Source organism: Bradyrhizobium guangdongense (assembly GCF_006483445.1).
GTDB lineage: Bacteria > Pseudomonadota > Alphaproteobacteria > Rhizobiales > Xanthobacteraceae > Bradyrhizobium > Bradyrhizobium guangdongense_A.
The window spans coordinates 1-13117 of sequence record NZ_PPPT01000010.1 but is presented as its reverse complement, the minus strand read 5'-3'; the positions used below and the strand labels follow the sequence as shown (position 1 = coordinate 13117).

Genomic DNA, 13117 nt, shown 5'->3' with positions numbered 1-13117 from the left:
CGCGTTGATCGCGGCGCGCCTTCAACGAGCGCGCCGCGATCAACGCGCGATTGCAGGGTACCGCGGCCGACATCATCCGCCGCGCCATGACCCGCGTCGAGGATGCGCTGGCCGCGAAGAAACTCTCGGCGCAGATGCTTCTGCAGGTGCACGACGAACTGATCTTCGAAGTGCCCGATGCGGAGGTCGAGGCGACGCTGCCGGTCGTGCAGCACGTGATGCAGGACGCGCCCTTCCCGGCCGTGCTGCTCTCGGTGCCGCTGCATGTCGATGCGCGCGCCGCGAAGAACTGGGACGAGGCGCATTAGTAGCTGAGATCTGAATTGTCCTCCGTGCAATTGCGCGATGGCACTACAGCTCCGTGCAGATTAGAACCATGGCATCTCCCGCACGGATCGACCGATGCCCCACGCTCCCGCCCTCGTCGGCTTCGCGCTCGTCTGTCTCGGCCTGGTGCTGACGCCCGGGCCGAACATGATCTATTTGATCTCGCGCTCGATCACGCAGGGACCGGCGGCCGGCATCGTCTCGCTCGGCGGCGTCGCGCTCGGCTTCGTGTTCTACATGCTGTGCGCGGCCTTCGGCATCACCGCGCTCTTGCTCGCCATTCCCTTTGCCTATGACGCGCTGCGCTTTGCCGGCGCCGGTTATCTGCTGTGGCTGGCCTGGCAGGCAGTGAAGCCCGGCGGGCGCTCGCCGTTCCAGGTTCGCAAGCTTGCCGTCGACAGCCCGCGAAAACTGTTCGCGATGGGCTTTGTCACCAACCTGCTCAATCCAAAAATCGCGATGCTGTATCTGGCGTTGCTGCCGCAGTTCATCGATCCCACCGCCGGAAGCGTGCTGACGCAGTCGGTCGTGCTGGGCGTGATTCAGATCGCGATCAGCGTCAGCGTCAATGCCATGATCGCGCTCGCCGCCGGATCGATCGCGCTGTTCCTGACGACGCGACCGAGCTGGATGCTGGTCCAGCGCTGGCTGATGGGCACGGTGCTGGCCGGGCTTGCCGTGCGGATGGCGGTGGAAGCGAAGCGGGTGTGATTGTCGTTCTTCCTTCTCCCCTTGTGGGAGAAGGTGGCGCGAAGCGCCGGATGAGGGGTGCCTCTCCGAGCATCGAATGAGAGTTGGCCGCGCGGAGAGGGACCCCTCACCCGTCTCGCCGCTTCGCGGCGAGCCACCCTCTCCCACAAGGGGAGAGGGGAAACAGAGCTCAATCCAGCTTCGCGTCCATGCCGCGCTTCACGGCCGGGCGGGCCATCAGGATCTCGTACCAGCGCTTCACGTTGGGGAAGTCTGACAGCTCCACCTTGTGGCGCGGGTGGCGCCAGGCCCAGCCCAGGATGGCGAAGTCGGCGACCGACAGGTCGCCTGCGACAAAATCGCGCCCATCAAGGCGGCGGTCGAGCACACCATAGAGCCGACGGGTCTCGGCCATGAAGCGCTTCAGACCGTAGGCGCGGTCCTGCTCGTTCTCCAGCGCAATGAAATGATGCACCTGGCCGGGCATCGGGCCGAAGCCGCCCATCTGCCACATCAGCCATTCATAGACAGGAATGCGCTGGCTCAGCGATTTCGGCAGGAATTTGCCGGTCTTTTCGCCCAGATAGAGCAGGATCGCGCCGGATTCGAAGATGCTGACCGGCTTGCCGTCCGGCCCGTCAGGGTCGACGATGGCGGGAATCTTGTTGTTCGGGCTGAGCTTGAGGAACTCCGGCGCCATCTGCTCGCCCTTGGTGATGTTCACCGGGATCACCTTGTAGGGCAGCGCCATTTCCTCGAGCGCGACCGAGATCTTGCGGCCGTTCGGCGTGTTCCAGGTGTAGAGCGCGATGGTCATGGCTGTTGTCCTCCCCCAGGGTTGACCACCCAACTACCCCGGGAAGTTGCGGCCTTACAACCGGCGGGCCGGCATGGCGGCCCGTCGCGGCTTGCGCGGCCGATGCCTTGTTGACGGGCAGTCTCCCCTCTGGAATGTCGGCGCAACGACGGATAAATTCCGCCACCTCCTGTGAAGCCCCCGAGGGACCATCGTGTCGAAATCCGCCTCTCGCGCCCGCCTCTTCGAAATCATCCGCCGCCGCTCCTTCGGCCGCGGCGAGGTGACGCTCGCATCGGGCCGCAAGAGCGATTTCTACTTCAACCTGAAGCCGACGATGCTCGACCCCGAGGGCGCGACGCTGCTCGCCGAGCTCACCTACGAGGCGCTGAAGGACGACCAGCTCGATTTCATCGGCGGCCTCGAGATGGGCGCGGTGCCGCTGGCCGGGGCGCTGGCGCAGATTTCCTGGATCAAGGGGCATCCGATCGCGGCCTTCTTCGTGCGCAAGAAGCCGAAGGAGCATGGCGCGCGTCTCGCGATCGAGGGACTCGCCAAGGGCGAGACGCTCGAGGGCAAGCGCGTGGTGATCGTCGAAGACGTGACCACGACCGGCGGTTCGGCGCTGAAGGCGGTGGAGTCCGTGCGCGAGGCCGGCGCCGAAGTCGTGCTGGTGCTGACCATGGTCGACCGCGAGGAAGGCGCCACCGATGCATTCGGCGCCGCCGGCCTGCGCTTTCGCTCGCTCTACAAGGCGTCCGAATTTTTGAAGGCCTAGGAGGCTCTCGTGTCCCGGGCGCAGCGCAGCGTGAAACGATGCGTTGCCGAACCGGGACCCATCTACATCCGCTTCGATCTGGGCCCCGGATCAGCAACGCATCACGCCGCAAGGAGCGGCGCGCCGCGTAGCATCCGGGGCACGAGACCTCGATAAACCTGCCGGCCGGATACCGCTCATTTACCACCTCCCGTTAAGGTTACCCGGAAGCTGAGAGAGGCACTCTCGGCGGGTATCAGTTGCGTCGGTGGAGTAAGCGTTGCGTACAGTGTTCCATGCGCGCCGGCGGCGTCGCGCGATGTTCGTTGCCGCCTCCCTCCTTATCGGTCCCCTCCTGATCGTGCCGGCGCCCGTCTCGGCCGAGGGCCTGTTCGACTTCTTCTTCGGCGGCATGCAGCAGCGCCCGCAGCGCGAGGTGCCGCAGACGAGCGCCTATACCGATCCCAATGCCTTCGTGGGCCAGCAGGTCTCGCCATCCTACATTCCGCCGACGCGCACCGCCGGCGGCTCGGGACCTGCGTTTTGCGTGCGCACCTGCGACGGAAAATATTTCCCGCTGATGCGCGGCGTCGCCTCGCCGGCCCAGATGTGCCAGGCCTTCTGCCCGGCTAGCGCGACAAAGATCTATTTCGGCACCAGCATCGACGGCGCTTATGCGCAAAACGGCGAGCGCTACGCCGACAGCGAGAACGCGTTTGCGTTCCGCAAGGCACTGCGCTCCGATTGCACCTGCAACGGCCGCGAGCCTGCGGGCCTCGCCCCGGTCGACCTTGCGCTTGACTCTTCGCTCAAGGCCGGCGACGTGATCGCGACCACCGACGGGCTCGTCGCCTATACCGGCATTCGCGTCGGCAATGATCAGGCGGCGGACTTCACCCCGGTCGCCTCCTATCCCGGCCTCACCGCGCAGGTGCGCGCCCGGCTCGGCGAGATGAAGGTTGCGCCGGTACGCGCGGAGACAGTGGCCGTCGATGCGCCAACGGAAATCGTCCGCGAGACGCTGCCCGATGTGACTGTGCCGAAGACGCCGTCGCCGAAATCGGCGAAGCGGGCGGGATTGGATTGAGTTGGTCTCGTGTCCCGGACGTGGCGCAGCATGAAATGACGCGACGCTGAGCCGGGACCCAGAGGAAAGATGGGCCCCGGGTCTGCAACGCACCGCTCACGCGTTGCGCCTTGTCCGGGGCACGAGACCTACCGCCCGATGATCACGCCGATCACGTTCGGCGCCGCCAGATATTTTTCCTCGATCGCCGCGCGCGCGGCGGCGCGGTTGTCCGGCGTCAGGAGGCCGCGCTTCTCGGCGAGGATCATCCAGCAAAAGCCCCACCAATCGGTCAGCATGCCCTGGTCGTCGACGAGGTCATACCCCTGCTCGGCTGCAAAGATGCGCGCCTGCGCCTCATCCAGCGTGTCGAGAAACAGATGGTCCTCGGCCGAGAACAGCTCGTCGCTGATATCGTCGATGGTGTAGCCCCAGATCGACTGGCACACCGCATTGAACTCGCGGTCGAACTGGTCGTCGTCGATGGCGTAGCGGCGCGCCGCCTGATGCAGCCGCGACAGCGACCGCGCGAAGTCGGCGATCCGGGTGAGGGCAAATTGATCAAAGGCGATAGTGGACATGTAGTCCTCGCGGGATCGGTCAGACGCTAGATATTGTGTCGGCAACACGCCGAATCACAATGATATATCAAAGACTTGCTAAAGTGTTCTTAATTTGTTCCGATGATGCCACATCGATTGTTGAGAGCGTCGTCCTGGCGAAAGCCAGGACCCATTACCCCAGTCAGCGTTGTCCTTGCGAGCTTGAGCCACCATGGGCGCCGAAGGCAGCTACTTCGTCTACATCCTCGCAAGCCGCCACCACGGCACGATCTACATTGGTGTCACGAACGACATTCGCGCACGGCTCGAGTTGCATCGCTCGGGGCGCGGATCGAAGTTCGTGCAGAAGTACAGGGTATTCCGCCTCGTCCATGTCGAGGCATTCGCGACGCCGCATGAAGCCATTGCACGCGAGAAGCAACTCAAGTTCTGGAAGCGCGATTGGAAGATCAAGCTGATCGAGCAGGAAAATCCCGATTGGGAAGACAGGTCGGCCCTGCTCTGACAGTTGGGGTAATGGGTCCTGGCTTTCGCCAGGACGACCATGTGGGGCGAGAATTTCGCCTAGCCTCACTTCACCGCCGACAGCATCTTGTCGCCGCAATAATTCGCGTAGAATTTTCCGCCGCATTGGCGCTTGATGGCGGCGCAGCGGGATGCGGGGGTTGCACCTTGCGGGACGGTGAAGGAGCAGCTCAGGCCATCGGCGCTGCGGCCGGTCTTGCCGGCGGCAAAGGCGGCGCTGGATGCGCTGATGCAGACAACGAGCAAAGCGGCGGCGGCGATTTCGATCATCAGTCTCATGAGGCTTCTCCTCCACGGGCTGGAACCATTGCCAGTGTAGCACCAAATCGGCGCTTCTCCGGGGCCGCCCGGGCTCCCAAATCGGCCCATTCCTTGCATAAAATTCCATCAACGCAGTGCACGGCCGCGCCTGCGATGGTTCCGATCCCCGGGCAAGGCGCGTAAGTTGAGTTTGTCTTCCAGGACCAGGATGTGACGGCTTTGCAAGATTCAACCTTCCAGCACAGTTTCCCCGCGCCCGGCCAGCCGATCGACGAACTGGCGCTGGCGGAGATCAAGGGCGCGATCCTGGCGAAGCTGCGCCTCACCATCGGCAAGGATGCCGGGATGGCGACCAGGCACGACTGGTATCAAGCCGCAGCGCTGGCGCTGCGCGACCGGATCGTGCATCGCTGGCTCACCGCGGAAAAGCGCAGCTACGACGCCGGCCGCAAGCGCGTCTACTACCTCTCGCTCGAATTTCTGATCGGCCGCCTTTTCACCGACGCGCTGAACAATATGGGACTGCTGAGGATCTTCGAGGTCGCGCTCGGCGATCTCGGCGTCTCCTTGCCCGAGTTGCGCAAATGCGAGCCGGATGCGGCGCTCGGCAATGGCGGCCTCGGGCGCCTTGCGGCCTGCTTCATGGAGAGCATGGCGACGCTGTCGATCCCCGCGATCGGCTACGGCATCCGCTACGATTACGGCCTGTTCCGCCAGATCATCAATCAGGGCTGGCAGCAGGAATATCCGGACGAATGGCTCGGCTTCGGCAACCCCTGGGAATTGCAGCGGCCGGAAGTGACCTACGACATCCGGTTCGGCGGTGGCGTCGAGCATGTCGACGACAGGGGCCGCGACCGCGCGATCTGGCATCCGGCCGAGACGGTGCAGGCGATCGCCTATGACACGCCGATCGTCGGCTGGCGCGGCGAGCACGTCAACGCGCTGCGGCTGTGGTCGGCACGCTCGCCCGATCCACTCAAGCTCGACGCCTTCAACACCGGCGACTATGTCAGCGCCTCGTCCGAGCAGGCGCGCGCGGAAGCGATCTGCAAATTCCTCTACCCGAACGACGAAAGCCCCGCGGGCCGCGAGCTGCGGCTGCGCCAGGAATATTTCTTCGTCTCCGCCTCGCTGCAGGATTTGGTGAAGCGGCATCTCTCCTCGGATGGCCAGCTACGCAGCCTGTCGACAAAGGTCGCGGTGCAGCTCAACGACACCCATCCCTCGCTCGCAGTCACCGAGCTGATGCGGATCCTCGTCGATCTCCATAATTTCCGTTGGGACGAGGCGTGGAAGATCACGGTCGCCACCCTTTCCTACACCAACCACACGCTGCTGCCCGAGGCGCTGGAGACCTGGCCGGTCGAATTGTTCGAGCGGCTGCTGCCACGGCATCTCGAGATCATCTACCGCATCAATGTCCAGCATCTGGCACTGGCTGAAGCGCGGGCACCGGGCGACATCGACTTCCGCGCCTCGGTCTCGCTGATCGACGAAAAGAGCGGACGGCGCGTGCGCATGGGCCAGCTTGCCTTCGTCGGCTCGCACCGCATCAACGGCGTCTCCGCAATGCATTCGGATCTGATGCGCGAGACCGTGTTCCACGATCTCAACCATCTCTATCCCGGCCGCATCACCAACAAGACCAACGGCATCACCTTTCGCCGCTGGCTGATGCTGGCGAACCCGAAGCTGACCGACCTGCTGCGCGAGGCCTGCGGCGACGCCGTGCTCGACGATCCCACGCAATTGACGCTCCTGGAAGCGCGCGCCAGCGACAACGCCTTCCAGCAGAAATTCCGCAGCGTGAAGCTGCACAACAAGGCCGCGCTGGCGCGGCTGATCGGCGAGCGGCTCGGCATCAAGGTCGATCCGACCGCGCTGTTCGACGTGCAGATCAAGCGCATCCACGAATACAAGCGCCAACTTCTCAACATCATCGAGACGGTCGCGCTGTACCAGGCGATGAAGGACGATCCCGGCCGCGATTGGGTCCCTCGCGTGAAGATCTTTGCCGGTAAGGCGGCGGCGAGCTATCGCTACGCGAAGCTGATCATCAAGCTGATCAACGACGTCGCGGAAGTCGTCAACAACGATCCCGCGACCGGCGGCAGGCTGAAGGTCGTGTTCCTGCCCGACTACAATGTCAGCCTCGCGGAAGTCATCATTCCTGCGGCTGACCTCTCCGAGCAGATCTCGACGGCCGGCATGGAGGCGTCCGGCACCGGAAACATGAAGCTGGCGCTCAACGGCGCCATCACCATCGGCACGCTCGACGGCGCCAACATCGAGATCCGCGACCATGTCGGCCCTGAGAACATCGCGATCTTCGGCATGGAAGCCGGCGACGTGATGATCCGCCGCAAGCAGGGGCTGGATGCCTCCGACGTGATCCGCAAGTCGCCGCAGCTTTCGCGCGCCATCAACGCGATCGGTCTCGGCGAATTCTCGCCCGGCGATCCCGGCCGTTTCGAATCGATCGCGCACGCGCTGCGCTATCTCGACCACTACATGGTCAGCGCCGATTTCGATTCCTATTACGAGGCGCAGCGCAGCGTCGACGCGCGTTGGCAGGTGGCCCCGGCATGGACCCGCGCCTCCATCCTCAACGTCGCGCGCATGGCGTGGTTCTCCTCCGACCGCACCATCCGCGAATATGCCGAGGAGATCTGGAGCGTGCCGGTGCGTCCGATCACACCGGCGCAACGCGACGTGCGCGGCGCGACCGGCTGATTTTCCACGACGCGGAAGCCGCAGATTACCTGCGACGTCATTGAATAAAGCTCGGCCGATGATGATATGACATCCATCATCCCCCGGGGCGACTCGGCCGCAATAGCGCACCACCGTTGCCCAGAGCTCGTCATTGCGAGCGTAGCGAAGCAATCCAGAGTTCCTCCGCGGAAAGATCCTGGATTGCTTCGCTACGCTCGCAATGACGATGGGGCCGGTATCGAGGACCAACAATGCACGCGAAACTCCCGCACCTCTTCGACGAAGCGACGCGCGTCACCGCCGGCGACAGCCGCTGGCAGGGCCACACCAGCGACGACTATTGGGCCTTCGTCGGGCCGTTCGGCGGTGCCACCGCCGCGACGGTTCTGCGCGCGTTGATCGAGCATCCGGAGCGCGCCGGCGATCCCTTGTCGATGACCGTCAACTACTGCGCACCGATCGCGAAGGGCGCCTTCGACCTCGACGTGCGGCTGGTGAAGGCGAACCGCTCCAGCCAGCATTGGTGCGTCGAGCTGTCGCAAGACGGCGGCGAGGTCGCGACGCTGGCCACCGCCGTGTTTGCCGAGCGCCGCCCGTCCTGGTCGCATCAGGTGGCGAAATTCCCTGACGCCACACCGTTCGAGCAAACGCTGCCCTTCCCAAAGATCAAGGCGAGCTGGGCCAACCAGTATGAATTCCGCTTCGTCGAGGGCGAGATGCGGATCGGCCCGCCACAGGCCGAGCTTGCCAGCACCTACTCAAAACTCTGGATCAGCGACCGCGTGCCGCGCAAGCTCGACATGCCGTCGCTGATGTCGATGTCGGATGCCTTCTTCGGCCGCATCTTCCACGCGCGGCGCGAGCTGGTGCCGTTCGGCACGGTGTCGCTGACGACCTATTTCCACACCGCAGCCGACGAGCTTGCAGCCGAAGACATCACGCGCGTGCTCGCCACCGCCGACGCAAAGATCTACCACCGCAGCTATGGCGATCAGACCGCGGAGCTGTGGTCGCCCAACGGCCGCCTGCTCGCGACCACGACGCAGATCGCGTATTTCAAGGCGTAGGCGCTTCCACAAGCGCGTCATTGCGAGCGCAGCGAAGCAATCCAGACTGTCTCCGCGGAAAGATTCTGGATTGCTTCGCTGCGCTCGCAATGACGGCGAAAAGATCGCGCCACAAACAAAAGGGGCGGCCTCTCGGCCGCCCTTTCTCAATTCCATGCGACGAAGCCCTACTCCGCCGCGAGCTTCACGTCCGGCGCGGCCGCACGCACCTCGGCGTCGACCTGGGCTTCGAACTTGGCAAAGTTCTTCTGGAACATGCCGACCAGCGCGCGCGCGGTCTTGTCGAACTCGTCCTTGTCCTTCCAGGTGTTGACCGGATTGAGAATCTCGCTCGGTACGCCGGGCAGCGCGGTCGGCACCGCGAAGCCGAAATATTTGTCGGTGCGGAATTCGACGTTGCGCAAGGATCCGTCGAGCGCGGCGGTGAGCAGCGCGCGCGTCACCTTGATCGGCATGCGGCTGCCGACGCCGTACTTGCCGCCGGTCCACCCGGTGTTGACCAGCCAGCAGTCGACATTGTGCTGCGCGATCAGGTCGCGCAGCATGTTGCCGTAGACGCTTGGGTCGAGCGGCAGGAAGGGAGAACCGAAACAGGTCGAGAATTCCGGTTGCGGCTCGTTGCCCAAGCCGCGCTCGGTGCCGGCGACTTTTGCGGTGTAGCCGGACATGAAGTGGTACATCGCCTGCGCGGGCGACAGCTTTGCGATCGGCGGCAGCACGCCGAAGGCGTCGGCGGCGAGCATCACCACGTTCTTGGGCTGCGGCGCGCGGCCGGTGCGCGAGGCGTTGGCGATGAAATCGAGCGGGTACGCAGAACGCGTGTTCTCGGTCTTGGAGCCGTCGTCGAAATCGACGATTCGGGTGTCCTCGTCGAGCACGCAGTTCTCAAGCACGGCGCCGAAGCGCGTCGAAGCAGCATAGATCTGGGGCTCGGCTTCCTGCGACAGCTTGATGCACTTGGCGTAGCAGCCACCTTCGAAATTGAACACGCCGTTCGGGCCCCAGCCGTGCTCGTCGTCGCCGATCAGCGTGCGGTTCGGGTCGGCCGACAGCGTGGTCTTGCCGGTGCCGGAGAGGCCGAAGAACACCGCGGTGTCGCCCTTGGCGCCGACATTCGCCGAGCAGTGCATCGGCATCACGCCACGCTCGGGCAGATAGTAGTTCAGCGTGGTGAAGACCGACTTCTTCATCTCGCCGGCATAATAGGAACCGCCGATCAGGACGATCTTGCGGGCGAAATCGATCGCGACGACGTTCTCCGACTTGCAGCCGTGACGCTTGGGGTCGGCGCGGAAGCTTGGCATGTCGATGATGGTGAGCTCGGGCACGAAAGTCGACAGCTCGATCGCCTCGGGACGGATCAGGAGCGTGCGGATGAACAACGAGTGCCAGGCGAGCTCGGTGAAGACGCGCGTCTTGATCCGGTAGGACGGATCCGCGCCGCCATAAAGGTCCTGCGCGAACAGCCTCTTGCCTTCGGCGTGCTTGAGGAAATCCTGATAGAGCGCTTCGAACTGCTCCGACGTGATCGACTGGTTGCCGCCCCACCACATCTTCTTGTCGGTGGTGGCGTCGCGCACCGTGAACTTGTCCTTCGGGCTGCGGCCGGTGAACTCACCGGTGTCGGCGCAGAGCGCGCCATCGGCCGAGAGGACCGCTTCGCCGGCGGAGAGCGAATATTGGTAGAGTTGTGGTGCGCCCAGGTTCCAGTGAACCTGCTTGAGATTCTTTAAGCCGAATTTGTCGGCGCCGAAGGCACCGTTGCGCACGCCCGTCTCTTGCACGAAAAATCCTCCTAGAACCCGCTTGCCTCGGCGCAGTCTGATCAGCGCGCCTTCGTTGCGGCGACCGTGAATATAACCGTCCGGCCTCGGCTGGACGACCTATTACTTGAAGAACGCCAAGTTTGCCAAGCTGATCCCGCACGATTTGGTTTATTCAAGGACCGCGCCAATCGTCGCGCTTTCGAAGCACTGATTTGTTCGCAAACGGCTGATGATCGCGCAACCAAATCACTTCAGGCGAAATTATTGCGACGCAATATCGCATTATCCTACCGCACGGCGCCTTCACCGATCAGTGCGAAGGGCGCCCAGATCGCCGGATAGGCATTTCGTGGCGACGAGGGATCGTCGAGATAGGTTAACATCGCGCGGCGCAGGGCTTCGGCACGGCCGAGCTTTGCTTCGCTTTTGAGCAAGTCGAAAGTCGATGTGGTCAAACGCGTGGCAGCCTCGGAATCAACCGCCCAATGCGAGACCAGCAGCGCACGCGCACCGGCATAGAAGAACGAGCGCGCAAGGCCCGACAGCGCCTCGGCGCCGGGCTTGTCGCCGGCAATCGTGTTGCAGGCCGACAGCACCACCCAATCGGCATTGAGCTTGAGCTGCGCGACTTCGCTTGCAGTGAGCAGACCGTCGTCGAGGTCGGACGGCTGGTCGGGAATGGACAAGGCGAGCGACGGCTCGCCAACGCCCTTCACGTCGCCCGCGACGAGACCGTGGGTCGCGAAATAGATGATGCCGTACTGCGCGAGCGGCGTGCGCTTCAGCGTGGTCTCGCTGGCATCGCGGCCGAGATGAATGTCGGCATCGGCAGCGCCGACGTCCTTTGCAACCGAGGTCAACTCGTCCGCGGTATCGGGCAGTTGCGGCAGCGCCTGTGCGAGCCGCGCGCGATCGACACCCGCGCCGCGCCAGAAATCGGTATAGGCGATCGTCGCGACGCCGCGCGCGGCGACCTTGCCGGCGGCGCGCCGATCCGCAGGCGCCTCCTGCGCGGGATTGAACAGCGGATCGCCAAAACCCGTCATCGGTTTGACGCTCTGGTCCCTGCGCGCAAAGGCACGTAGCGATTTCAGGCTGACGACCGACGGTAGCACCGAAACGGCCTGACGCCGCAACAGCCAGGCCGCCTTGCGATAGCCGTCGAGCGTATCAGGCACGGCGGCTTCCGGCTTTTCCGTGACAAGAAGATGGAACGGCAGCGCCGTCAGCGCGCCGGAGGGAACGACGAGCAGGCTGCGCTTGTCCTTGGTCAGCGCCTCCACGGGACCGAGCAGGCTGACATAGAGATCGTTGGCGACCGCGAGATCGAACAGGCCCGACTTGCCCGACGCATCGCGCGCCTTGCCGACATCGAGCCCCTTGCGGAAGGCGCTAACTTTCTGCGCGAGCGCATCTGCGCCGATCGGAATCTTCTTCCAGTCGACACCCTCGCGGGTGATCGCGATGACGTAGCTTTCCTTGTCCACCACCGAATAAACCGCCATCGCCTCGTCGGCCGACAGCAGCGCCTGGATCTCCTTGACCTGCAGCGGCAATGGATTGGAGAGCAGCGCATAATCGGGGAATTCGACGGCGAGCTTCTTCTGCAGGCCGGCCCGCTCGCCCGTAATGGCGGCGATACGCTGCCGGCTGCGCTGCTCGTTGGCCGCGTCACGCTGCGCCGCAGGCTTCGACACCGCTGTGACGATCGCCTTGTCCAGTGACTCGGCCTCGGCCGAAAGATCCTGATCCTTGCGCACGAGTTCGGCGAGCCGGTCGCTGCCGGCGGCAAGGCGCACCGCGAGCTTGTTCACGGCGGAGGCTGCGGAGGATTGCGTGCCGCGCTGGATCGCGGCGAGCGCATCGTCCAGCGCCTTGTCGTCAGCCAGCAATTGTTGCTGCCGCGCAGCGAACAGGACCGGCAGGACGACGCGCAATTGCGCGCGATTGCCGGCGAGCGTCTTCTGCACCAGCGGCAGCGCGTCCGCCGTGCGTCCCGACCCTTGCAGGAAATAAGCGAGATTGCTGGTCGAGGTCGCGACATCGGGATGATCGGGGCCGAGCGCACGCTCGCGAATCGAAAGCCCGCGGCGATAGAGCGGCTCGGCATCGGCATAGCGCTGCTCGTGCTCGTAGAGCCCGGCGAGATTGTTCAGGGAGCGCGCAACATCGGGGTGGTCGACGCCCAATACCTTTTCGCGGATCGCGAGCGAGCGCTTGATCGGCGCTTCGGCATCCGCGTCGCGATTGAGGTCGCGATAGAGCTGGCCGAGATTGTTGAGCAGCGTCGCGACCGCCGGATGCTCGGGACCGCCGACCTTCTGGTAGATCGCGAGCGCCCGCTGGAACAGCGGCTCGGCCTCCGCGTAGCGCTCCTGCTTCACATAATTGGTGGCGAGATTGTTGAGGGACTGGCCGACATCGGGATGCTCGCGCGACAGCCCTTTCTCACGGACGGCGAGCGCGCGCTTGAACAGCGGTTCGGCGTCGGTCAGGCGGCCCTGGCGCTGATAAAGCGCGCCGAGGTTGGTCAGCGACGCTCCAATCAGGGCATTGTCGGGACCGAGCGCTTTTTCCATCA

Annotated in this window: 11 protein-coding genes and 1 pseudogene; 7 read left to right on the top strand and 5 right to left on the bottom strand. The window is 64.2% G+C overall.

The window, feature by feature from the left end; genetic code table 11:
• Window positions 1-8: 8 nt before the first annotated feature.
• Both C2U70_RS01745 and C2U70_RS01740 read left to right on the top strand, forming a co-directional pair.
• Window positions 9-308 (top strand): annotated as a pseudogene (locus C2U70_RS01745) (DNA polymerase); the annotation flags it as partial.
• Between the two features lie 94 nt (window positions 309-402).
• Window positions 403-1038, top strand: coding sequence for a LysE family translocator (locus C2U70_RS01740; RefSeq protein ID WP_140976140.1), 636 nt, complete (start codon window positions 403-405; stop codon window positions 1036-1038).
• Between the two features lie 169 nt (window positions 1039-1207).
• Here C2U70_RS01740 and C2U70_RS01735 read toward each other — a convergent pair whose 3' ends face one another.
• A complete protein-coding gene (locus C2U70_RS01735) occupies window positions 1208-1834 on the bottom strand; it encodes a glutathione S-transferase family protein (protein WP_140976139.1) in 627 nt (208 codons plus the stop codon).
• A 193-nt stretch (window positions 1835-2027) separates the two neighbouring features.
• On the opposite strand from C2U70_RS01735, the gene pyrE reads away from it, so the two are divergent.
• Complete coding sequence (pyrE, locus tag C2U70_RS01730; RefSeq protein WP_140976138.1) at window positions 2028-2591, top strand: orotate phosphoribosyltransferase; 564 nt, start codon at window positions 2028-2030, stop codon at window positions 2589-2591.
• A 298-nt stretch (window positions 2592-2889) separates the two neighbouring features.
• Window positions 2890-3657: a DUF2865 domain-containing protein gene (locus tag C2U70_RS01725; RefSeq protein WP_186294004.1), complete on the top strand. Its 768-nt coding sequence runs from the start codon at window positions 2890-2892 to the stop codon at window positions 3655-3657.
• A gap of 128 nt (window positions 3658-3785) precedes the next feature.
• Here C2U70_RS01725 and C2U70_RS01720 read toward each other — a convergent pair whose 3' ends face one another.
• Window positions 3786-4217 carry a hypothetical protein gene (locus tag C2U70_RS01720; protein ID WP_140976137.1) on the bottom strand — a complete coding sequence of 144 codons (432 nt, stop codon included), beginning with the start codon at window positions 4215-4217 and terminating at the stop codon, window positions 3786-3788.
• 193 nt (window positions 4218-4410) lie between these two features.
• Here C2U70_RS01720 and C2U70_RS01715 point away from each other — a divergent pair, with 193 nt between their 5' ends.
• The gene (locus tag C2U70_RS01715) at window positions 4411-4704 is read left to right on the top strand and encodes a GIY-YIG nuclease family protein (protein WP_140976136.1); all 294 of its coding nucleotides are present in this window, start codon (window positions 4411-4413) and stop codon (window positions 4702-4704) included.
• A 65-nt stretch (window positions 4705-4769) separates the two neighbouring features.
• On the opposite strand, the gene C2U70_RS01710 is transcribed toward C2U70_RS01715, so the two are convergent.
• Window positions 4770-5003: a hypothetical protein gene (locus C2U70_RS01710; protein WP_140976135.1), complete on the bottom strand. Its 234-nt coding sequence runs from the start codon at window positions 5001-5003 to the stop codon at window positions 4770-4772.
• A gap of 201 nt (window positions 5004-5204) precedes the next feature.
• Between C2U70_RS01710 and C2U70_RS01705 the strand changes: the two genes are divergently transcribed.
• Both C2U70_RS01705 and C2U70_RS01700 read left to right on the top strand, forming a co-directional pair.
• Window positions 5205-7721: a glycogen/starch/alpha-glucan phosphorylase gene (locus tag C2U70_RS01705; protein ID WP_186294003.1), complete on the top strand. Its 2517-nt coding sequence runs from the start codon at window positions 5205-5207 to the stop codon at window positions 7719-7721.
• Between the two features lie 233 nt (window positions 7722-7954).
• The gene (locus C2U70_RS01700; RefSeq protein WP_140976133.1) at window positions 7955-8770 is read left to right on the top strand and encodes an acyl-CoA thioesterase; all 816 of its coding nucleotides are present in this window, start codon (window positions 7955-7957) and stop codon (window positions 8768-8770) included.
• Between the two features lie 167 nt (window positions 8771-8937).
• On the opposite strand, the gene C2U70_RS01695 is transcribed toward C2U70_RS01700, so the two are convergent.
• Entirely contained in the window at window positions 8938-10554 is a 1617-nt protein-coding gene (locus C2U70_RS01695) for a phosphoenolpyruvate carboxykinase (protein WP_140976132.1), read from the bottom strand.
• Window positions 10555-10823: 269 nt separating this feature from the next.
• On the bottom strand, window positions 10824-13117 hold a 2294-nt coding region (locus C2U70_RS01690), incomplete at its 5' end, for a CHAT domain-containing protein (RefSeq protein WP_140976131.1).

Coding starts and splice junctions, on each gene's coding strand:
- C2U70_RS01740 (WP_140976140.1), top strand. CDS start 403: ATGCCCCACGCTCCCGCCCTCGTCGGCTTCGCGCTCGTCTGTCTCGGC.
- C2U70_RS01735 (WP_140976139.1), bottom strand. CDS start 1,834: ATGACCATCGCGCTCTACACCTGGAACACGCCGAACGGCCGCAAGATC.
- C2U70_RS01725 (WP_186294004.1), top strand. CDS start 2,890: ATGTTCGTTGCCGCCTCCCTCCTTATCGGTCCCCTCCTGATCGTGCCG.
- C2U70_RS01720 (WP_140976137.1), bottom strand. CDS start 4,217: ATGTCCACTATCGCCTTTGATCAATTTGCCCTCACCCGGATCGCCGAC.
- C2U70_RS01715 (WP_140976136.1), top strand. CDS start 4,411: ATGGGCGCCGAAGGCAGCTACTTCGTCTACATCCTCGCAAGCCGCCAC.
- C2U70_RS01710 (WP_140976135.1), bottom strand. CDS start 5,003: ATGAGACTGATGATCGAAATCGCCGCCGCCGCTTTGCTCGTTGTCTGC.
- C2U70_RS01700 (WP_140976133.1), top strand. CDS start 7,955: ATGCACGCGAAACTCCCGCACCTCTTCGACGAAGCGACGCGCGTCACC.